Source organism: Nonomuraea basaltis, from assembly GCF_005893125.1.
GTDB classification, from domain to species: Bacteria; Actinomycetota; Actinomycetes; order Streptosporangiales; family Streptosporangiaceae; genus Nonomuraea; species Nonomuraea basaltis.
The window spans coordinates 58,878-77,521 of sequence record NZ_VCJS01000014.1 but is presented as its reverse complement, the minus strand read 5'-3'; the positions used below and the strand labels follow the sequence as shown (position 1 = coordinate 77,521).

Below are 18,644 nucleotides of genomic sequence, written 5' to 3'. Positions count from 1 at the left end.
ATGACCGCGACGGGTGCCTTCGAGCCGACTATGCCGCCGTAACCTGAACGCATTGCAACCTCAGGCTGGCGACTGCAACCGCCGGATGCAGTCGAGTAGTGCATCGCGGACCTGTCGGCGATGATAGCCGCGAAGCACCACGTCGAACTCATATCTGTGCGGCGGCTCGTCGAAGAACTCGCCCCGCCCCTGTTCCACGGATTCATCCATGGGGCCGAGGCTGCCACGTGTCGGCGTACTCCTCAATAGATCACATCGAAGGTGTAGATGTGCGCCACGCCGACCGACGTCTCGGGGGGCAACCCCATCGAGCCGCAGTTCGTTCGGCTGCGCACCCTCGTGACGGCAGGCTTGACCCATGCTAACCACGTCGTGCGCCCGTGAGGTGCGGGCCTTCCTACGCTGGCGTAACGCCGATACCGCTGGAGCCGTCTCCGCCACAAGGCCGCATGATCGGGCCAGACTTTCGTGATCGTCCACTAGGCATTCCGCTCGTCTTCCACGAAGGCGGGCTCGGCCTGTTCCATGCGGCGATGGGCGTTATTGCGCAGGTCGTCGACGACGGCCAGAGTGAGCAGGAACGTGCGCAGCGCCGCGGGCAGGTGGCGGCCGATGACCGCGAGCATGGCCAGGGCGAACGCGATATCGGTGGCGGTGGGCACCGCCCATCCGCGGGCTGCATCCGTCTCGGCGGCGCTGGTGATAAGCAGGTAGAGCGCGGCGGGCACGAGCACTCCGGCGACTGCGGCCGCGATCGGGATGGCCGCACGGCGGGGATCGCGCAGATCTCCGGCGACGAACTCGCGCTTGAGCTCGAGACCGGCCACGAAGAAGAAGATGGCCAGCAACCCGTCCGCCGCCCAAGTGGCCAGGTTCAGATCCAGGTGCAGGGCGGCGGGCCCGATCTCCAGGCCACGCAGAGACCCGTAGGTTGATGACCAGGGTGAGTTCGCCCACAGCATGCCGAACAGCGCTCCGGCGAGGAGCAGCATGCCGCCGACCGTCTCGGCGCGCAGGACGTCGACGATGCGCCGCGCCTCGGCCCACGAGCTGGGGCTGAACAGGCGAAAGCCACGAGATGGTGCGTGCGTCACAGCAACTCCAGGAAGGGTCGGGGCAAGTCCAGCCGACCAGGCTTCCCGGCACACCGATCACCGCCCTACCCGTATCGCCGCTCTTTAGCCGAACGTCCCAAAGCGTCGGCTGTCGTACCAAATGTGAACTCCCTGTCGGCAGCGGCTAAGTCGCTGAGCCGGCTTGCGGGGCGACTGTCCCACACGTGGCTCAGGTTCCAGACTTGGCGAGGTCTCGTTCTAGTGGTACCGGGTTCTGCGCCCGGCTCGGCAAGGAGATCCTGCGCTTCCAGGGCATCGCCAAGACGAGCAGTGGAATGACCAAGATCGAGCTCATCGCCCACCACGAGTGGTGACGTGCCCAACCGGTGTAATCGAACTGGGTGAGGTAGACGTAGCCGAGCCCGGCCCAGGCGGCGCAGGCGGCGAGTGCGTACTGCCCCCAGCGGGTAGGGCGGGCGATGAGGAGGGGCACGAACCACAGCAGGTACTGCGCCCCCAGCCGGGGTGTGACCACCATGAAGCCCAGCAGCATCGCGGTGGTGAGATCGATCGGGTCGGCGCGGCGCCAAAACCAGAACACCACGGCCAGGACGATGTAGATGAGGACCTGGCCGAGCGTCGAGTAGGCAGGCTCCAAGGACCAGTTGCCGCCGGTCAGCCACGCGGTCCAGCCCCACTCGCCGACGATGGGGCGTACCCAGCGCAGCATGGCCACCACCTCGGGGAGGCGCGAGAGGGGAGTTCCGGCGCCCAAGGGCAGTGTCACGAAGAAGAGCAGGGGCACCGCGCCACCGGCCAGTACTGCGACTACACGCTGACGCCAGGTTGAGAGCATCAGCAGGATCACCGGCAACAGGATGATCGGCCAGCTCTTGGCCGACAGAGCCAATCCGAACAGGATCCCGGCGGCCAGACCACGATCGGCACGAGCCATAAGGTAGGCCCCGACCAGGAACATCAGGGACACGGGTTCGACCTGGCCATGTATGGCTGCGACCATCACCGCCAGCGGGGAGCAGGCGTATTGAAAGCGCCGCGTGGCCTCCTGCTCGGGGCTGGCAAGTTTGCCGACGAGGAGCACGAGGACGAGGTCGGACAGCACGGTGACCAGCCGGCCGCCTATTTCCCACGGAATCCCGGCCGCCAGTGTGGCGGCGTAGGCGTAGGGGATCATCGGCAGGAAGCGCCATGAGCCATCGGTGGACAGCACCGGGTCCTCATGCCGCAGGATCGCTTCTCCCGCGGGCTGGAAGCTCTGCACGAAGTCGACAGGCTGCCAGGTGCCCTGCGCTGCGATGACCAGCACCGCTGCCCGGAATCCGATGGCCACCAGGAGAGTCGTCCTCAGCGAGGGACGCCAGCGGTAGCGGTGTGCGGCGGCGGCGAGCGCGAGTCCAGCGCATAGCAGCAGCGTGGTGAGAACCGGTTGATTCATGCGGCAACACGCCGATGAGAGTGAGAGCGGGTGGAAGTCATGAGTGCCGTCTCCAGTCGGGCTGCTGCTGTCACGCCGACCAGACTTCCCGGCACACCAAGGCGAGTGCCGCCCGGCACCCGAGGATAGGCACCCTATCAAGGAAGGAGGACCTCGTAGCCGTCCTGTGGCTTGGCAACGGGCTGCCGCGGGAGGCACGGGGTTGTTACAGTGACCGCGGTGCGCCGGGAAGTCTGGTCGGCAGATCTTTTTGCCGACCTGTCTGGAGGCGCCTGTGCGGAGCCGGGAGTACGCGAGAGGAATCCGGCTGGTGCACTCCCTGACGACCGCCTGGCCGTTCGTCATGATGGCCACCGTAACGGCCGTGGATCTTCTGGCCGGGCCGCAATACGGCTACCTCTCCCTCTTGGCGCTCGGGCCCGCGTTCGCGTGCCTGGTCGGCGGCGCTCTCCGGACCGTGCTCATCGGAGGCATGGCGCTGGTTCTCTCGCTGCTCCTGGGACTGTATGACGAGCTGCTCGGGTCACGGCAAAGCGACCTCAATCTCATCTCCATCGCCGGTGTGACGGTGGCGGGAGTGTTGGTCACACTCGGAAGGCAGCGGCGGGAGCGGGAACTGGCCAGCGTACGTTCGGTCGCCGAGGTGGCTCAGCGGGTGCTGCTGCGGCCGGTGCCGCGCCGCGCAGGCAACATGCGTGCTGCCGTTTCCTACACCTCGGCCAACGCCGAGGCCCGGATCGGCGGCGACCTGTACGAGGTGGTCATCGGCCCAGGCGGGGTGCGTGTGATCGTTGGTGACGTGCAGGGCAAGGGACTTGAAGCCGTAGAGACGGCGGCCACGGTGCTCGGCGCCTTCCGCGAGGCAGCCCAGGACGAAGCGGACCTGCTCGGCGTCAGCGAACGGCTGGAACGTTCGCTGAATCGCCGCCTGTCGGGCGAGGAGTTCGTCACCGCGATCTTGGCTGAAACCGCTGCCGACGGCAGGCTGACGCTGCTCAACTACGGCCATCCGCCACCGCTGCTCGTGCCCTTCGACGGGGACGCGATTTTCGCCGAGCCGGAGGACAACGCCCCACCGCTCGGCCTGCCCGGGCTGGAGGTGGAGGGGCCACAGCCTTACCAGGTGCCCTTCCGGCCCGGCGACCAGATCCTGCTCTACACCGACGGAGTGATCGAGGCACGCGACCGTGATAACGCCTTCTATCCGCTCCTGGAGCGCTCGTTCCTGTTGGAGGGCGACGATCCGGAGGCGGCGCTGGAGAAGCTACGCCTCGATCTGATGGCGTATGTCGATGGGCCGTTGCACGACGATGCCGCCATGCTTCTGTTGCGCTGCAACGAGCCTTCCCCCTGACGCCAAGCCTCCTCGATACCGTCGAACATCCTGCACGGCCATCGTCGGCGGTCGATCTCAGTCGGGCCATGGACGTCAGCGGATTACCATTGGGGTGGTTGCTCAGCACCTGGTGTGGCTTGGGCGTCTTCTTCCTCCAGCCGCACATAACCCGCGGAAAGAACGGCCACACCCAAGATCGCGCCAACCAGGATCGCGATCCCGGCGATCGTCAGGATGTGCCAGAAACCGGCGACCACCCCGACGAACCCGAGCCCGAGCGAAACCTGCTGCGCCACCAGCACGACAACGGAACTCGTCATGCGCCGACGATAGGCTTCCTGCCGGTTCAACACGATGAGGGCCGACAAGAGCGGGATGGCCAAGGAGAAGGCGATCACGCAGATCTGGGCGGACAGATCAAGGGAAGCGACTCCCGCGGTCAGGAACGGCTGCACAAAGACGACTCCGATACCGATCAAGCCGCCGTACATCAGGTTGTTCTGCCGGAGGGACTCCTCCTGCTGTGCTGCCGCCCGTTTCCGCCACCATTCTCCTTGTGCGGCGGCTTGCCGCCTCCACCACGCTTCGTTCGCGATGTTCTCGTCCATGGCGACCATTGTGCAGATAGCGCGAGCCTTCCTCCACCGGCCAGGAACGGCTCGACGACCTCGTCGAGGATCTCGTCGGCGTCACCCGCCAGGATGCCGGGTCGGCGGGGTCCACCCGGACCCAGGTGTAGGTGAGGAGGAACTCGTCCATGTTGTAGACGATGCCGTCATCGGCCGGACCGAAGTTCACGGCGGGCGTTTCAGTGATCGTCGTACGCATCACACCGGCCGCCGAGTCCCAGCGGGTGGTCTCGCTGAGCTTGGAACCATCGGCCGCCTCGAGCTTGCGGACGCCGCCACCGCCCGGGAACGTGACGCTGCTCTTGAGGTCGTACCGGATGGAGCCCGGCTGACCGATCTCGCCGGTCGTGATCGTGTCGCCCTGGGCGGTCAGCGAGCGGCCGGTGGCCCCACCGAGGAACTCGGCCTCCCAGCCGAGGCCGTACACCGCCAGGTCAGGGCGACTGACGGCTTGCGGACGGGCCAGGCCGCCGTCCGTGGCAGCCACCACGCGGTGCCGGCGGCCGATGGCGCCGACCGACACGTCCGTCTCGCCTACCTCGAAGGTGCTGGTGTCCGGGAAATACTGGCCCGGGCCGATCTGTTGAACACCGCTCTCCGGCTCGGGGACCTCCTCGGCGGCGGGCATGGCTGAGATGAACGGCAGGATGGTGGCCGCCGTAGCCAAGCCGATGCATAACCCGCATCATGTGCGCTTGGCTAGGTCAGGAGAGCAACGGCACTTGGCGCGGTAACGGCTATCGGCCGGACAGGTCGTCCGCCGCGTCGGCGCAGCAGACCGACCCGCCGAGGTGGAAGGCGACCTGGCGGAGTGTCCGGCCCTTGCCAGGCGAGTGGTCGGCCTGGTCCGGAGTCAGCGCCTCCAGCCCGGCGGTCCAGATCCGCGCGAGCCGGGTGGGTCTGCTGCGGGCCTCGTCGAGGTCCTGCTCGGTGAACGTCCGGGCGTCGTACGGCGAATCGCATGCACGTCTGTCCCCCGTGCGAGCTACCCGCGAATGTCCACCGCACGGGGACGATTCCAGGCCGCCGAATCCCTAATGTTTCCCGGCGTAGCGGCGACCCGCCGCGGAGTCCCCCACGTAAGAGAGTCGTCATGCGGTTGTTGAAACAGCTCGTCCCCGTCGCGGTAGTCGCCTTCGCCGGCGGCATGATCGTGGGCGCGGTGCAGGGAAGCCCGTTCCTCACCCTGCTCCTCGGCGTCGCGACGGCCGTACTCGCCGTACTCGTGTACGCCCGGATGGTGCGCTGGTCCGAGCGCCGCGCACCGGTCGAGGTGGTCGCGAAGGGCGCCGTCGCCGCCACCGTCCGCGGGATGCTGATCGGTGTCGGGATGTTCGCGGCCGTCATCATGAACATCGCCTTCCTGGGCGGCTACCGGATCGACGGTATGGGCTCGGTGCCGGGCGCGGTGGCGATGGTCGGGTTCATGGCCGCAGCCGCGGTGACGGAGGAACTGCTGTTTCGCGGCATCCTGTTCAGGATCGTCGAGGAACGCACCGGGACGTGGATCGCGCTGGCGCTGACCGGCCTGCTGTTCGGCCTGTCGCACCTGTTCAACCCGCACGCCGACCTGTGGGGTGCGATCGCCATTGCGATCGAGGCGGGCGGCATGCTCGCCGCCTCCTACGCCGCCACCCGCACCCTGTGGGTGCCGATCGGTGTGCACTTCGGCTGGAACTTCGCCGCGGCCGGCATCTTCGGCACCGAGGTCTCGGGCAACGGCGCGTCGCAGGGTCTGCTGCACGGTGTGACGTCGGGCCCCGCCCTGCTCACCGGCGGCGAGTTCGGACCGGAGGCGAGTCCGTACGCGGTGGTGTTCGGCCTACTGCTGACGGTCGGGTTCATGTGGCTGGCCCGCCGGCGCGGCAACGTGGTCCCGCTCCGAAGCGGCGCGACCGCTACGCTCGCCCAGTGATCGATCTACGGCGGGTCACGGGCCTGTGGCGGCGGTGCGATGTCGTGGTCCGGGATCTACCGTTCGGGCTGCTGATGGCCGTCGTATCGCTCCTGCCGGCGCTCCACGGCAAGGGGACGCAGGTCGGCGACCTGCCGGCCCGCCCCTTCGACGCGCTGGCCATCGTGGTGATCTCCCTGGAATGCCTTCCGCTCGCCGTGCGGCGGCGGTGGCCGGCCGTCTGCCTCGTCCTGGTGTCGCTCGGCTTCGCCCTCGACCAGATCCGCGCCTACCACGTGTTCGCGAGCAACGCGATGCCCATTGCGCTCATCAGCGCGGGTGCCCACCTGGAGCGCGGCCGGCGCGTCACCGTGGTCCTCCTTTCCCTGGCGTACGTGCCGCTGACGCTCGCGCTCGGCCGGCTCGGCGCGACCGAGAGGCCGGAAGGGTACGTGGTGTTCTACCTGGCACTGGCTCTCGCGTGGGGCATCGGCGCCTGGCTGCGCTCCACCCGCGCCGCCGAGGCCGAACGCCGCCACCACGTCGCCGAGGCCACTCGCGCCGCCGAACGCACCCGCATCGCCCGCGAGCTCCACGATGTCGTGACCCACCATGTGACGGCGATGGTCGTGCAGGCCGAGGCGGCACGCTATCTGATCGCCGCCCCCGACCGCCTCGACGCCACGCTGAGCGCCATCACCGATACCGGCCGACGGGCCATCGCCGACCTGCGGCACATGCTCGACCTGCTCAAAGCCGATCACGACACCGACGTCAGCATGCCCTCCGCCGGTGAGCTCCACACGCTCGTGGAGCAGACCCGCCGGGCCGGGCAGCCGGTGAAGCTCACCGAGGAGGGCAGCCCGGCGGAATCGGCGGGCAGCGCCGAGTTCGTGACCTATAGGGTCGTGCAGGAATCCCTGACGAACGCCCTCAAATACGCCCACGGCAGCCCCACCGTGGTCCACGTGCGCTACGGCGAGAAGGAGATCAGCGTGGAGGTCAGCACCGACGGCCCCGGCTCCCGGGCCGCCTCTCCCGGCGGGAGCGGACGCGGCCTGGCCGGGCTCCGCGATCGGGTCGAAGCCCTCGGTGGCGAGTTCAGCGCCGACCGGCAGGCGGGCGGCGGCTTCCTCGTCCGAGCCCGCATCCCCGCCGAGAACCCGTCGTGACGACACCGATCCGGGTCCTGATCTCCGACGACCAGGCGCTGATTCGCACCGGCTTCGCCACCATCATCGACGCCCAGCCCGACCTGGAGGTGGTGGGCGAGTGCGGCGACGGCCGCGCCGCGGTCGACCTCGCCCGCCGGCTCGACCCCGACATGGTCGTCATGGACGTGCGCATGCCGGTCCTCGACGGCATCGAGGCGACCCGCCTGCTGGCCGGCGCCGGAGTGGCGGACCCTGTCAAAGTGCTCGTCGTCACCACCTTCAACCTGGACGAGTACGTCTACCAGGCGCTGCGGGCCGGCGCCAGCGGGTTCCTCCTCAAGGACGCCCCACCGGCGCAGCTCCTGCACGGCATCCGCACCGTCGCGGCCGGCGCCGCGCTGCTGGCCCCCGAGGTGACGCGGCAGCTCGTCGGAAGGTACGCCTCCCGGATCCGCCCCGCCCAGGCCACGCCCGGCGAGACCGCACTGACCCCGCGCGAGCTGGAGGTGCTGCGCCTGATCGCCGACGGCCGGTCCAACAGCGAGATCGCCGCCACGCTGGTGATCAGCCAGGAGACCGTCAAGACGTACGTGTCGCGCATCCTGACCAAGCTCGACCTGCGTGACCGGGTGCAGGCGGTGGTCTACGCCTACCGCAGGGGCCTGGTGACCTGAGCACACCTCGATGAGGGCCGGCGCCGGTCCGTGGCCCTGTTCGACCATCAGCGCGCGGCCGTCGGCCCCGAGACGGTGCCACGCCTGCCACCTCGAAGGTGGTCCGGACGAGGGCGTCCACGACATCGTCGGCGGTGGCCGCCGGCCTGCACCATCTGACCAGGGCCAAGGCGAACGGCTCGCACTACTCCAGCAACGGCGTGTACCCGCTCGTCCCCGGCGTCGTACGCGACAAGGAGGGCAACCTCCGATACGGGCCCTGGACGACACCCCTCTGGGGACGTTCGCCGACCGCACCCTCATCGACCCCCACCGCAGCGTGATCCTGGCGAGGGCCCGCAGGAGCTCCACTCAGTCGTCAGCTTTCCTGACGGCCAACTGTGATCGTTTCTTCTACCTGTTGCTCGCGCCGGTGCTGGCTCTCTTCACCCGATGGGACATCATCGGGAGCCCGTACGACGGATGGCGCTGTAACGTTCGGTAGTCGTTGCGGCGGTGTGTGATTCGCAGAAATACTCAGTTCTGCGAGAGCATAGTGCCGCCCGTTCGATGTCCGGTTTGTCCCCGATCATCGTTCTCAAAACCTCTCGCAAAACTCGTCTCTCAGAATGGTCCTTGCGATAGGTTTTGCGACATGGCCGAGTTCGTTGCTGCCGCTGCCGCTGCCGAACAGTTCGACTGTCCCATGTGTGAGGCGCCCGCGGGGAGCGCCTGCCGGACCCGAGGAGGCAAGGTCGCTCCCAAGTACCACACGCCCCGCTTCATGCTGGTGCCCCAGCTCTGAATTCATGCACCCCTTACGCCGCACGTAGTCCGAGGTAGCCTCCATCGCGACCAGGGTGACGCTTTGGCAGCGCAGCCAATCGGCCAGCGCCAGCAACGAGCGCGTCATGGTGGAGTAGGCGTCCACCTCCTGCAGCCGCTTGCCCGGCACGCTCCCGTCGGGCACCCGGATGCAGCAGGTCAGGCTGGCTTTGCCGATGTCCAGCGCGGCGACGCGTTGGATGATCTCTTCGTGGTCGTGGGCCTGTTCGAGCATCGCGCCGTCCTCCTGACCCATCGTGTGGATGAAGCGGCTGCTCGCGGGAACCACAGGGCGACGCGCTAGGCGCAAGCTGATCCACGTCCTGGAAGGAACACTGAAGGGCCCACAGCGCGGTTCCCAGCACCCGGCTCCTAAACGATCTCGAAGATCACCATCAAACCGGCGTCGGCGAGCAACCACCCCCGATTTTCAGCCCGGAACGGGCGTCCACACAGGGACAACTTGGGCTCCTAACCAAATGATCAAAGGCCGTGTCTGGCGGTCTCGATGATCGTTGATCTCTGTGTGAAGAAGGGTGAGCAACTGCCGTGGATCGTGCCGGACAGCCTGTGGGAGCGGATAGAGCCGTTGCTGCCGAAGGTGGAGCGACGAAGGCGCCATCCAGGCTGTAAGCGGCTGGATGACCGGCTTGCTCTGCAGGGCATCTTGTTCGTGCTCTACACCGCGATCCCTTGGGAGTTCCTGCCCCAGGAGCTGGGCTTCGGCTCGGGTATGACCTGCTGGCGCCGGCTGCGCGACTGGCACGCCGCCGGCGTCTGGAACAAGCTGCATGAGGTGCTGCTCGCCGAGTTGCACGCCGCCGGCCAGCTCGACTGGTCCAAGGCGGTGATCGACAGCTCGCACGTCCGGGCGCTCAAGGGCGGCCCAAAACCGGCGAGCCCGGTCGACCGCGCCAAGCCGGGCTCGAAACACCACGTCATCACCGACGGAGGCGGGCATCCCCTTGGCCCTGTCCCTGACCGGGAGGCCACCGCAACGACGTCACCAAGCTCCTGCCGCTGATCAAGGCCATCCCACCGGTACGGGGCCGCATCGGACGGCCCCGCAAGCGCCATCGTTATCCTGTCCGCCGACCGCGATTACGACCACGACAAGTACCGTCGCCTGGTCTGGCGCACCGGCAGCAAGCCCATCATCGCCCGGCGTGGTACTCCACACGGCTCTGGTCTGGGCGTTCACCGCTGAGTCGTCGAGCGGGCGATCGCGCTCCTGCACTGGTTCCGTCGCCTGCGCGTCCGCTGGGAGATCTGCGACGACATCCATGAAGCCTTCATGACCCTTGCCGCTGCGATTATCTGCTGGCGACGCCTCGTCCGCTGATCTTTCTGTTAGGACCTCTTAGTCTTGGCCCGGATCGGTACCCGGGGTGCTGATGACGCGGCGGCGTGCGGTGCGAGGCTGGTGTGCGGCCGGGGGACTGCCCAAAGACAGGTCTATAGCTGCCGCGACGTGCAGCTTCGTCGTGTCGAATGCGGGGACCGGGTAGTCCTTGTCCTCGAGGAGCAGCGGAAGCTCGGTGCATCCGATGATGATGCCTTCGGCGCCGTCGTCGACGAGGCGCTGCGCGATGTCGAGCACGGCCGTGCGCGAATCGGCGCTGATCTCGCCAAGTGTCAGCTCGTCGACGATGATCGTGTGCAGTCGGTCGCGGTCGTTGGCGGCAGGTACGCGCACGTCCAGACCGTGCCGATACTTCAGCCGTCCGGTCAGGAACTCGAGCTCCATGGCGAACCGTGTTCCGATCAGTCCCACGCGTGTGAGCCCGAGTTCCGTGATCGCCTGGCCGGTGGGATCGGCGATGTGGAGTAGCGGCACGCGCAGTGCCGCTTCCACGGCGTCGGCTGCGACATGAGCGGTGTTCGCGGTGAGAAGGACAAACGCGACTCCCGAGTCCTCGAGCATTCGGGCCGCCGCGACCAGGGCCGAGGTCACCTTGTCCCATTCTCCTGCGCTTCCCCACGTCAGCAGCTCGTCGTAGTCGAAGCTGTAGAGCAGGCTGCGCGCGTTGTGGTGGCCGCCGAGGCGCTGCGCGGCGAGGGTGTTCAGGGCGCGGTAGTAGGTGGCTGTCGATTCCCAGCTCATCCCGCCTAGAAGCCCGATGACGTCGGTTTTCTCGTTCATTTCCCTTAGTCTTTCGGAGTCGTCGTGTCCTGAGGAATGCTGTGCCACCAGATTCGACATACTCGGCATAGCTCACCCTCGAACTCGGCCTGGAGCACACCGTCGAGTGCGATGCGCGGCAGGGGTCCACCCGGTGTGCGCTCGACGAGGTTCGTGCCGGTGGACCGTGCCCACACCCGGAAGAGTTCCTCGGACGCCACTTGGTACTCGACGTGCCATCGTGCGATCCCGTACTCTGGGGCGATGATCTCGTAGGTGACGTGGATGTCCTGCTGGAGCTTCACCCGCTGCCAGTACTCGACGAGCTCGCCGTGTCCGCGCTGCACCGCGAACGGCGTGTTGTGGTACTCGCCCTCCGCTGTGAAGAGTGCCGCGAAGTGCGCGTCGTCCTGGTTCTCCCACGCTTCGCGGTAATTCCGCATGAACTGTTCGATCGACATCAGCGTGCTTCGATCTCGGTGTTTGACGCCGCGTTGTCGGGCTCGGTCCCGATCTCGTTAAGGTAGTTGTAGATCGTGAATCGTGAGACGCCGAGCGCTTCGGCGGCCAGCTCCGCGGCCTCTCGGAGGGTGAAGAACCCCCGTTTCTTGAGATCGTGCACGACCGCGAGTTTGTGCCGTTTGTGCATGAGGTCCGTGGGGATTCCCTGGGCGCGGATCGCGCGAGTGAGCAGGTGCTGCGCGAGTTCGTCGACGTTGCGTACGAATTGCTCGCCGTCGTCGGCAGGCGACTTGGTGGAGGCGACGGTCGCGGTCGGTGCGGGGATCATCGAGAGGGCGAGATTTGCGATCATCCGCCAGCTGGTGATGTCTCCGTTGATGCACAAGGCGGCGACCGGAACGTCGAGCGAGTCGCGGAATATTGTGGTGGAGCTTCGAAGATCGCGTCCGTCGGAGTGCTTGCTGAGATAGCCGTGCCTGCTGACGAAGTTGCCGGACGCGGCGGCCTGCAACAATAGGTTTGTCGCGGGGCCGCCGACTTCGCGCCCGGTCAATGTACCGGCGACGGCGACGATCGAATTGGGCAGCAGGCGGAGATCGTGCAGCACGACCTCACTGTCTCCGGGGATGACCGTCGCCAGCGGCTCGACGAGCGCCGTCAGGGTACGCAAGATCGTCGCCCGCTCCATGGCTGCAAGGCTCTCTTTCTGTTGCACGTCGTCTCCTCGTACTACAGCTGCAGATCGCTAGCTGTGCTGGCCCAGGGCCTGGTCGTAAACCTGCTCAGCGAGTCACCAGTATGCCGGGGGGTGCCTAATTTGTGGATGCGGGCCCGGCTCGGCCAACACTCGACCATCCTCGGTCGTCCGTGGCGGTTACCAGCGCGAACTCGACCGATACCGGGGCGACGGCACGGCGGATCACCGCTGTGCCCCGCGCGTCTCCACAATCTCCACCGCGCCTGGCCGCTCCCCAAATAGGGCAGACATACCTGCACCGAACCCTCGACAATAGCCAGGTCAGGCGCTGGCTCAAAATTCCACTCCACCGGCCGCCGGTAAACCGCGCTTCCACGAAGTCGTTCTGTGCGCCATGATCGGAAGAGACCACCGGTTCCCATGCTCCGACGATCAGCCCTCCGGCTTCGAGTTTGGCGACCCGGGCGAGTCACTGGAACCTCCGCAAAAACACCGCACTCACCTACGACCCGAGGACGCCCTAGACCGGAGCACGGCTCTCAACCGAAGGATTGCAGAAGCGCACCTTGATCTCGTAGGCGATCAGCAGACCGGCGATCCAGAGCGGCCCGGCGATGACCGCTACGTGGAAGCCGGACGAGGCGGCCATCAGGGCAACGATGAGCGCGAGAAACGCGAGTGCGATCCAACCCGTGACCGGGGCGCCCGGCATTCGGAACGTCAGGTTCGCCACTGCCTCGGGGCCGATGCGGCGGCGGAACTTCTGGTGGGTGACGATGATCATCGTCCAGTTGATGACCGCGGCGATGGTCGCGATCGCCAATAGATAGGTGAACGCGAAGTCCGGCCAGAGGAAGACCACCGCAACCGCGACGGCGGTCACCGCCGAGGAGGCCAGCACTCCGGCCAGCGGAACGCCTCGCGAGGTGACCTTGCCGAAGAGTGCGGGTGCATTGCCCTGGCGAGTGAGCGAGTGCAACATGCGGCCGCTGCCGTACAGAGTGGAGTTGTAGACGGACAACACCGCCGTGAGCACGACGAAGTTCAGGATGTGGGCGGCGCCTCGCACACCCACCATTTCAAAGATCTGCACGAACGGGCTCGTCCGGCCGTCGATCCGACTCCACGGTACGACCGCCATGATGATGGCGAGGGCGAGGATGTAGAACAGCAGTATCCGCACCACCACCTGGTTGATGGCACGGGGAAGCGTCCGCCTCGGGTCCTCCGCCTCACCCGCCGTGACCGCGACCAGCTCGGTGCCACTGAACGCGAACATCACGATGACCAGTGCCTGGAGCCCTCCGGAGATGCCGTGCGGGAAGAAGCCGCCATCGTCGACCAAGTGGGCGAAACTGGGGTCGATGAGGTTCGAATTGTTGTTGATGCCGAGCACGACGATCATCGTGCCGAGCACTATCATTGCGGCGACGGCGGCCACCTTGATGATGGCGAACCAGAACTCGAACTCGCCGTACACGCGCACGCCGACCATGTTCACGGCGGTGATGGTGACCAGGAAGAACGCCGCCGACAGATATCCGGGAATGTCGGGGAACCAGTAGTTCACGAACTTTCCGACGACGGACAGCTCGACCATCGCCACAGCCACGCAGGTGAACCAGTAGTTCCAGCCGGAGACGAATCCGGCACGAGAGCTCCAGTTGCGGTGAGCGTGATGGCTGAACGCGCCACTAGCTGGGTCCTCGACCGACATCTCGCCGAGCGCACGCACGATCCAAAAGATGGCGACGCCTCCGATCGCGAAGACCAGCAGCACCGAGGGCCCCGCGGTGGTGATGGCCTCCGCTGAACCGTAAAACAGGCCCGTCCCGATCGCCGCCCCCAGAGCGATCATCTGGATGTGGCGCCCCTTCAGCCGACGCTGAAAGGGCGTGCCGCTCTTCGCATCGGGCCGGGTGGGGTTCGCTTGCGTTCTCATCGATGCCTCACTTCGCCGAGAGGGGTTACATGATGTGCGTCACAACAAGGAGTTGTACACTCTCACAGAATGTTGCATTAGTCAACGAAACGTTGTGGTCATTGACATTTCTTTGGAGGCGGTTACTACCGACTTCGGCGTCCGGGGCGAACGACGCCGGCGCGCTCGGCGAGAGCGAGTCGCTGGCGTGGCTGCGATCGTTATCTAGTGTTCTTGAGCGAAGTAGCTGGTCAGCCGCTTGAAGGTCTGTCAGGGGGTCGGGTAGCCGGGGCGCATTGCTGCGCCCCGGCCCCCTCAGAACCGTGCTTGCTGCTCGTCGCAGCACACGGCTCAAGCAAGCCCCGCGGACGCTCGGGAGGGCTTGGCCGCCCTCATGCGTTCCCGGGACATGAGGCTCCGGTGGCATGAGGTGTGCACAAGGTGTGATCGGACGTCACCCTTTGGGCCGCGGCTTCCGTGGTAGACGAGGTGGTCTTGTGAGATCGCCTTTCGTGCTACCTGAAGCCACCATCTCTCCCATTCATCCGGTCCTTGCGGGGGTTGTTCGGGAGACAAGAGGTGTTCTGCGCAGAGCACGCAGCGCGCATCTTGCCGGTCGAGCACCCTGATGGTGTAGGCGTCGAGCGGGGGTTTCACCCGTCGGCGCCGCGCAGTCCAGTAGTCGTCCAGGGTGGGGTCGTCTGGGGACGCCCGCCCTCTGACCATGGTGTGTCGTTCGATCTTTGTCCAAGAGAATTTCAGCAGGTAGGCACCCGTTTCCGGGTTGCCGAACACCCAGCGGTCGTTGCGGAACTTGTTGAATCTTCCGTAGTGCCGATCAACGATCCAGCGGGGTGGCCTGTTGCGGTGGGTTCGAAGCGCCCACCGGTAGGTGAGCGTCCACAGGTAGTGGTCCAAGGATTTGAACACCTTGGCCGAGACCACCGTCCGGTAGTAGGCGGCCCAGCCCCTGATGATGGGGTTGAGCCGAGCGATCACCCTCGTCGAGTTGGCCCCGCGCAGAGAGCGCAGTTCCTTGGCGAGCCGTTCCCGGATCCTCTTGATGGCAGCCTTGCTCGGTTTGATCAGTAGCTTGCCGCCCGCGTAGCGGCGGACGTTCATCCCCAGAAAATCGAACCCTTCCGAGGCATGGACGATGCGCGTCTTGTCCTCATTGAAGGTCAGTCCCCGGGGTTTCAGCCATGCGGCGAGCCGTGCCTTGACCTGTTCGGCCTGCTGCTTCGAGAAGCAGCAGGCGACCAGGTCGTCGGCATATCTGATCACTGCCGGGCTGGCCTGTCCGAGTCGCGTCGTCTCTTTCGAGTAGCGGACTCCTGCGGCTTCCTCTAGCCCGTGAAGTGCGACGTTCAGCAAGAGCGGCGAGATTACGCCGCCCTGGGGTGTGCCCTCTGGTGTCGGAGCGAACCCCCTTGCCCTTCTCGAACACTCCCGCCTTCAGCCACTCACGGATCATCCCCCGAGCGGGGAACGACCCAATCATGGACAACAGGTAGTCGTGGTCGATCCGGTCGAACGCTGCAGCCAGGTCCGCGTCGAGGATCCAGAGCCGTCTCGTAGTCCTGAGACACAGCGTCTGGAAGATCGCCCCAGTCGCGTCATGGCAGCCCCGGCCGGGCCGGTGAGGTCGACTCGGGGCGCGGTGCTGGCCTTACGACCTGCCCGTTTCCCCGAGCCGCCTCCCGAACCCGCCGTGCGCCTCGTCGACGCAGCGGGCTCTCCACAAGTCCCGTTCACGGGCGTGGTGATGATCTCCTCATCCCGTGATGGGCCAAGGCGAGGGGATACCAACCACACCCCGGTAGTAGTAGCGCGTAGTTCGCACCTTGGCGGGGTTGAACATCCCAAGTTCTTGCCCTGACGGCCACCACCGCCCATCGCAATAGCGGCGGCGGAGTTCCTTCCAGGTGATCCGGCGGTGTTTACGCCGCAGCCATGCCATCACCCTGCCCCAAAGATAGGCACTGAGATAGCAGAAGGTGCGTGCGGATATGCCGGGCCGGAAGTAGGCGCACCAGCCCCGCAACGCCGAATTGAGCTGACGTAGCAGGGCATCGAGTGGCTGGTTGGTGTCCATTCGTCGGCACAACATCTTAATCTTTCCCGTGATGGCCTTGACGGCCTTGCGGGACGGATACCAATAGATGTAGCGCCGGTTGGCGCCTTTCTTCCGATGCCGCTGGATGCGCCATCCTAAGAAGTCGACACCCTCGTCGATATGGGTGATCCTGGTCTTCTCCTCCGACAGGCGTAACCCCATCGGGGCGAGTACCGCTGCCGCCTGGTCGCGCATGCCCAGGGCATGCTCCCGAGTGCCTGCCAGCAGCAACAGCCAATCATCTGCGTACCTGATGAGACGATGATTGGGCAGCCCGTGGCGTTTGCGTTTGGCTCTCTCGACCGTGTTGGATAACGGCCCGCCGGGAAGCCGGGCGAAATGCTCGTCCAGCACCGACAGGGCCACATTCGACAGCAACGGGGACAAGATTCCCCCTTGCGGTGCTCCGGTGCGGCTATCTCGCAGCGTGCCTTCCTCGCTGAGGATACCCGCTTTAAGAAATGCCTTCACCAGGGCCAGAACGCGTTTGTCTCCGATACGCTGACGCACCCGCTCCAAAAGAGCGGAGTGTGAAATCTCATCGAAGCACGCTGTGATGTCTCCTTCGACCACCCACTCATACCGGTTGGTGGCGAACATGACCGTCTCAGCGATCGCGTCATGAGCCCGGCGTCCGGGGCGGAACCCGTAGCTGCACGGGTGAAAATTCGCCTCGAAGATCGGCTTTAGCACCAGCTTCACGGATGCCTGCACGACCCGATCACGGATTGTGGCGATCCCCAGGCGACGCAGCTTGCCGTTCGCCTTGGGGATCATCCGCTCCCGGACCGGCAACGGGGCAAAGCTGTGCTCCTTCAGCGAAGTGCGCAGCTCACCGAGGAAGTCTTCGACTCCTCGCCCGTGCTCGATGGACGGCGCTGTTCTGCCGTCCACCCCAGGCGTGCGAGCACCCTTGTTGCCCCGCACTCGATCCCACGCGACCAGAAGAAATGCGGGATCGGCGACGAGATTGAACAGATCACAGAACCTGCGATGAGGATCATCACAGGCCCAACGGTGCAGTTTGGTCTGGATCTCCAGTACCCGGCGTTCCGCCTTCAGTAGGGCGTACTCCAGTTCGTCGGTATTCACCAACGCCCTCCCGGCATTCCAGCATCCTTCCTGCTGACTTGCTGGCCCCCTTCGCCATGTGCGCGCCTCTCGCGCGCTCGGACTACTACGAGGCCTCCGTCCCACCCGCCGGCGCTCAGCCGGCAACGGGCCTGCCCCTTCGCTGTCCCGGCTGGACAGCGGGAGGGCCACCGCGGGTGGTTCCCACGTTCACACGACATCGATCGATCAGGTCGGCGGCCAGCTCTACCCCGGCAGCTTCGCCACGCCTACGCCGCAGGCCTTCAGCGTGGCCTCCTCACCGACGGATTCACTCGGCTTCGGCGGTGGGATCGTCCTCCAACAGATCGCTCAGCCGCAGCCGCCAGGCCGCCTCCTGTTCCACCCTGGCCCGCTCCAGCTCGGCGCCGGTCCTGCCGGCCAGTTCCTGTCGCGAGCGCTCCAGCCGCTGCACAGCGATCTCGTGTCGCTCGGGCTTGCCCTGGCCCAGCAACCCGGCGAAGCCCTGCTTGGCCGACGCCCACGCATCGATGGTCATCGCCTCCACCAGCGCCGTGCCGCCCGCCGCCGCCAGCGCGCTAACGCCTCACTCAACATCCCCGGTCCTCCGACCCGCCCCTTTGCACGTGTCCGGCTATCGCCACAGACACGTTCCGCATTACTGGGATAACCGACCGATCATGACCTGAGGTTCCCCCGAACCTGCTGTACTCGGCGGTTGTCTGGGTCCGGCCGCAATCACCGGGCCGAGCCCAAGGAGCCATCGCAGATAAGCAGGGGAGCCGCCAGCGTCATGGCGAGGCGTTCCCGCAGGACAGCACCGCCGTTATCGCAGACAAGGTCTCACTATCTGCGATAGCAGCGGGAAGGCGCGGCTGTCGTATCGACGGGCGGCCGAGCTGTTCGAGGCCGCCACCGGCGGCTGGACGCTGCATCAGCTGCGGCACTCGGCCCTGACCCACGCGGCCGAGGACGGCGCGAACACCTCCACCCTGCTCGCCTACTCCGGCCATACCTCGGTCGCCTTGCTGGCTCGCTATGCCCGGGTCTCGGGCGAAGCACTCGCGCGCTGGCAGGTCGAGCGCGACCCCGCCGCGCGCAAGCGGTGAAGCCGGCGGTATCGACGGAGGCCAGGAGTCGTGTCCAGAGAGTACGCCGTCGCCCAAGCACAAGATCATTGAGGTGGTGTCGCCTCGTGCTCAAGCGCTGTGGTCTTTGACGGCCTGCTCACTTACTCGGGTCGGCCTACTGGT

At 66.2% G+C, this 18,644-nt stretch carries 19 protein-coding genes and 2 pseudogenes; 8 read left to right on the top strand and 13 right to left on the bottom strand.

Going from position 1 to position 18,644, the window contains the following annotated elements; translation table 11 throughout:
- Positions 1 to 60: 60 nt before the first annotated feature.
- From EJK15_RS09250 to EJK15_RS09240, 3 genes are all read right to left on the bottom strand, one after another.
- Positions 61 to 210, bottom strand: a complete 150-nt coding sequence (locus EJK15_RS09250) for a DivIVA domain-containing protein (RefSeq protein ID WP_138709951.1) — start codon at positions 208 to 210, stop codon at positions 61 to 63.
- Positions 211 to 479: 269 nt separating this feature from the next.
- Positions 480 to 1,094 (bottom strand): Na+/H+ antiporter NhaA, encoded by a 615-nt coding sequence (locus EJK15_RS09245; protein ID WP_171074197.1) that lies wholly within the window; start codon positions 1,092 to 1,094, stop codon positions 480 to 482.
- A gap of 190 nt (positions 1,095 to 1,284) precedes the next feature.
- Complete coding sequence (locus EJK15_RS09240; RefSeq protein WP_138709950.1) at positions 1,285 to 2,511, bottom strand: glycosyltransferase family 87 protein; 1,227 nt, start codon at positions 2,509 to 2,511, stop codon at positions 1,285 to 1,287.
- A gap of 310 nt (positions 2,512 to 2,821) precedes the next feature.
- On the opposite strand from EJK15_RS09240, the gene EJK15_RS09235 reads away from it, so the two are divergent.
- A complete protein-coding gene (locus tag EJK15_RS09235) occupies positions 2,822 to 3,865 on the top strand; it encodes a PP2C family protein-serine/threonine phosphatase (RefSeq protein WP_240776856.1) in 1,044 nt (347 codons plus the stop codon).
- A gap of 83 nt (positions 3,866 to 3,948) precedes the next feature.
- Here EJK15_RS09235 and EJK15_RS09230 read toward each other — a convergent pair whose 3' ends face one another.
- Together EJK15_RS09230 and EJK15_RS09225 are read right to left on the bottom strand one after the other, a co-directional pair.
- Positions 3,949 to 4,302 carry a hypothetical protein gene (locus EJK15_RS09230; protein WP_138709949.1) on the bottom strand — a complete coding sequence of 118 codons (354 nt, stop codon included), beginning with the start codon at positions 4,300 to 4,302 and terminating at the stop codon, positions 3,949 to 3,951.
- A complete protein-coding gene (locus tag EJK15_RS09225) occupies positions 4,265 to 5,143 on the bottom strand; it encodes a hypothetical protein (protein WP_138709948.1) in 879 nt (292 codons plus the stop codon). Before EJK15_RS09225 ends, EJK15_RS09230 begins: the two co-directional genes overlap by 38 nt.
- A gap of 426 nt (positions 5,144 to 5,569) precedes the next feature.
- Here EJK15_RS09225 and EJK15_RS09215 point away from each other — a divergent pair, with 426 nt between their 5' ends.
- The 6 genes and pseudogenes from EJK15_RS09215 to EJK15_RS09190 all read left to right on the top strand — a co-directional run bounded on the left by EJK15_RS09215 (position 5,570) and on the right by EJK15_RS09190 (position 10,344).
- Positions 5,570 to 6,391: a CPBP family intramembrane glutamic endopeptidase gene (locus tag EJK15_RS09215; protein WP_138709947.1), complete on the top strand. Its 822-nt coding sequence runs from the start codon at positions 5,570 to 5,572 to the stop codon at positions 6,389 to 6,391.
- Positions 6,388 to 7,542: a sensor histidine kinase gene (locus tag EJK15_RS09210; protein ID WP_138709946.1), complete on the top strand. Its 1,155-nt coding sequence runs from the start codon at positions 6,388 to 6,390 to the stop codon at positions 7,540 to 7,542. Before EJK15_RS09215 ends, EJK15_RS09210 begins: the two co-directional genes overlap by 4 nt.
- Positions 7,539 to 8,198 (top strand): response regulator, encoded by a 660-nt coding sequence (locus EJK15_RS09205; protein ID WP_138709945.1) that lies wholly within the window; start codon positions 7,539 to 7,541, stop codon positions 8,196 to 8,198. The genes EJK15_RS09210 and EJK15_RS09205 overlap by 4 nt, the downstream gene beginning before the upstream one ends.
- A 98-nt stretch (positions 8,199 to 8,296) precedes the next feature.
- Entirely contained in the window at positions 8,297 to 8,521 is a 225-nt protein-coding gene (locus EJK15_RS09200; RefSeq protein WP_206060741.1) for a hypothetical protein, read from the top strand.
- Between the two features lie 311 nt (positions 8,522 to 8,832).
- Complete coding sequence (locus EJK15_RS77465; RefSeq protein WP_420847032.1) at positions 8,833 to 8,982, top strand: zinc finger domain-containing protein; 150 nt, start codon at positions 8,833 to 8,835, stop codon at positions 8,980 to 8,982.
- A 528-nt stretch (positions 8,983 to 9,510) separates the two neighbouring features.
- Positions 9,511 to 10,344, top strand: a pseudogene (locus tag EJK15_RS09190) (IS5 family transposase).
- A gap of 18 nt (positions 10,345 to 10,362) precedes the next feature.
- Here the strand turns inward: EJK15_RS09190 and EJK15_RS09185 are convergent.
- From EJK15_RS09185 to EJK15_RS70345, 8 genes and pseudogenes are all read right to left on the bottom strand, one after another.
- Positions 10,363 to 11,205 carry an aspartate/glutamate racemase family protein gene (locus tag EJK15_RS09185; protein ID WP_206060740.1) on the bottom strand — a complete coding sequence of 281 codons (843 nt, stop codon included), beginning with the start codon at positions 11,203 to 11,205 and terminating at the stop codon, positions 10,363 to 10,365.
- Positions 11,151 to 11,585 carry a YybH family protein gene (locus tag EJK15_RS09180; protein WP_138709944.1) on the bottom strand — a complete coding sequence of 145 codons (435 nt, stop codon included), beginning with the start codon at positions 11,583 to 11,585 and terminating at the stop codon, positions 11,151 to 11,153. The genes EJK15_RS09185 and EJK15_RS09180 overlap by 55 nt, the downstream gene beginning before the upstream one ends.
- On the bottom strand, positions 11,585 to 12,301 hold the full coding sequence (locus EJK15_RS09175) for a helix-turn-helix transcriptional regulator (protein ID WP_206060739.1): 717 nt from the start codon (positions 12,299 to 12,301) through the stop codon (positions 11,585 to 11,587). The genes EJK15_RS09180 and EJK15_RS09175 overlap by 1 nt, the downstream gene beginning before the upstream one ends.
- 502 nt (positions 12,302 to 12,803) lie before the next feature.
- Positions 12,804 to 14,225 carry an amino acid permease gene (locus tag EJK15_RS09170; RefSeq protein ID WP_206060738.1) on the bottom strand — a complete coding sequence of 474 codons (1,422 nt, stop codon included), beginning with the start codon at positions 14,223 to 14,225 and terminating at the stop codon, positions 12,804 to 12,806.
- Positions 14,226 to 14,555: 330 nt separating this feature from the next.
- Positions 14,556 to 15,326 (bottom strand): group II intron maturase-specific domain-containing protein, encoded by a 771-nt coding sequence (locus EJK15_RS09165; protein ID WP_240776861.1) that lies wholly within the window; start codon positions 15,324 to 15,326, stop codon positions 14,556 to 14,558.
- A 3-nt stretch (positions 15,327 to 15,329) separates the two neighbouring features.
- Positions 15,330 to 15,617 (bottom strand): annotated as a pseudogene (locus tag EJK15_RS77115) (reverse transcriptase/maturase family protein); the annotation flags it as partial.
- A 361-nt stretch (positions 15,618 to 15,978) separates the two neighbouring features.
- Complete coding sequence (gene ltrA, locus EJK15_RS09160) at positions 15,979 to 17,412, bottom strand: group II intron reverse transcriptase/maturase (RefSeq protein ID WP_138709943.1); 1,434 nt, start codon at positions 17,410 to 17,412, stop codon at positions 15,979 to 15,981.
- Positions 17,413 to 17,701: 289 nt separating this feature from the next.
- Positions 17,702 to 17,929, bottom strand: a complete 228-nt coding sequence (locus EJK15_RS70345) for a hypothetical protein (protein ID WP_171074195.1) — start codon at positions 17,927 to 17,929, stop codon at positions 17,702 to 17,704.
- A gap of 310 nt (positions 17,930 to 18,239) precedes the next feature.
- On the opposite strand from EJK15_RS70345, the gene EJK15_RS09150 reads away from it, so the two are divergent.
- On the top strand, positions 18,240 to 18,500 hold the full coding sequence (locus EJK15_RS09150) for a tyrosine-type recombinase/integrase (protein WP_138709979.1): 261 nt from the start codon (positions 18,240 to 18,242) through the stop codon (positions 18,498 to 18,500).
- Positions 18,501 to 18,644: the final 144 nt, after the last annotated feature.

Coding starts and splice junctions, on each gene's coding strand:
- EJK15_RS09180 (WP_138709944.1), bottom strand. CDS start 11,585: ATGTCGATCGAACAGTTCATGCGGAATTACCGCGAAGCGTGGGAGAAC.
- EJK15_RS09250 (WP_138709951.1), bottom strand. CDS start 210: ATGGATGAATCCGTGGAACAGGGGCGGGGCGAGTTCTTCGACGAGCCG.
- EJK15_RS77465 (WP_420847032.1), top strand. CDS start 8,833: ATGGCCGAGTTCGTTGCTGCCGCTGCCGCTGCCGAACAGTTCGACTGT.
- EJK15_RS09215 (WP_138709947.1), top strand. CDS start 5,570: ATGCGGTTGTTGAAACAGCTCGTCCCCGTCGCGGTAGTCGCCTTCGCC.
- EJK15_RS09170 (WP_206060738.1), bottom strand. CDS start 14,225: ATGAGAACGCAAGCGAACCCCACCCGGCCCGATGCGAAGAGCGGCACG.
- EJK15_RS09165 (WP_240776861.1), bottom strand. CDS start 15,326: ATGAACGTCCGCCGCTACGCGGGCGGCAAGCTACTGATCAAACCGAGC.
- EJK15_RS70345 (WP_171074195.1), bottom strand. CDS start 17,929: ATGACCATCGATGCGTGGGCGTCGGCCAAGCAGGGCTTCGCCGGGTTG.
- EJK15_RS09185 (WP_206060740.1), bottom strand. CDS start 11,205: ATGTCGAATCTGGTGGCACAGCATTCCTCAGGACACGACGACTCCGAA.
- EJK15_RS09240 (WP_138709950.1), bottom strand. CDS start 2,511: ATGAATCAACCGGTTCTCACCACGCTGCTGCTATGCGCTGGACTCGCG.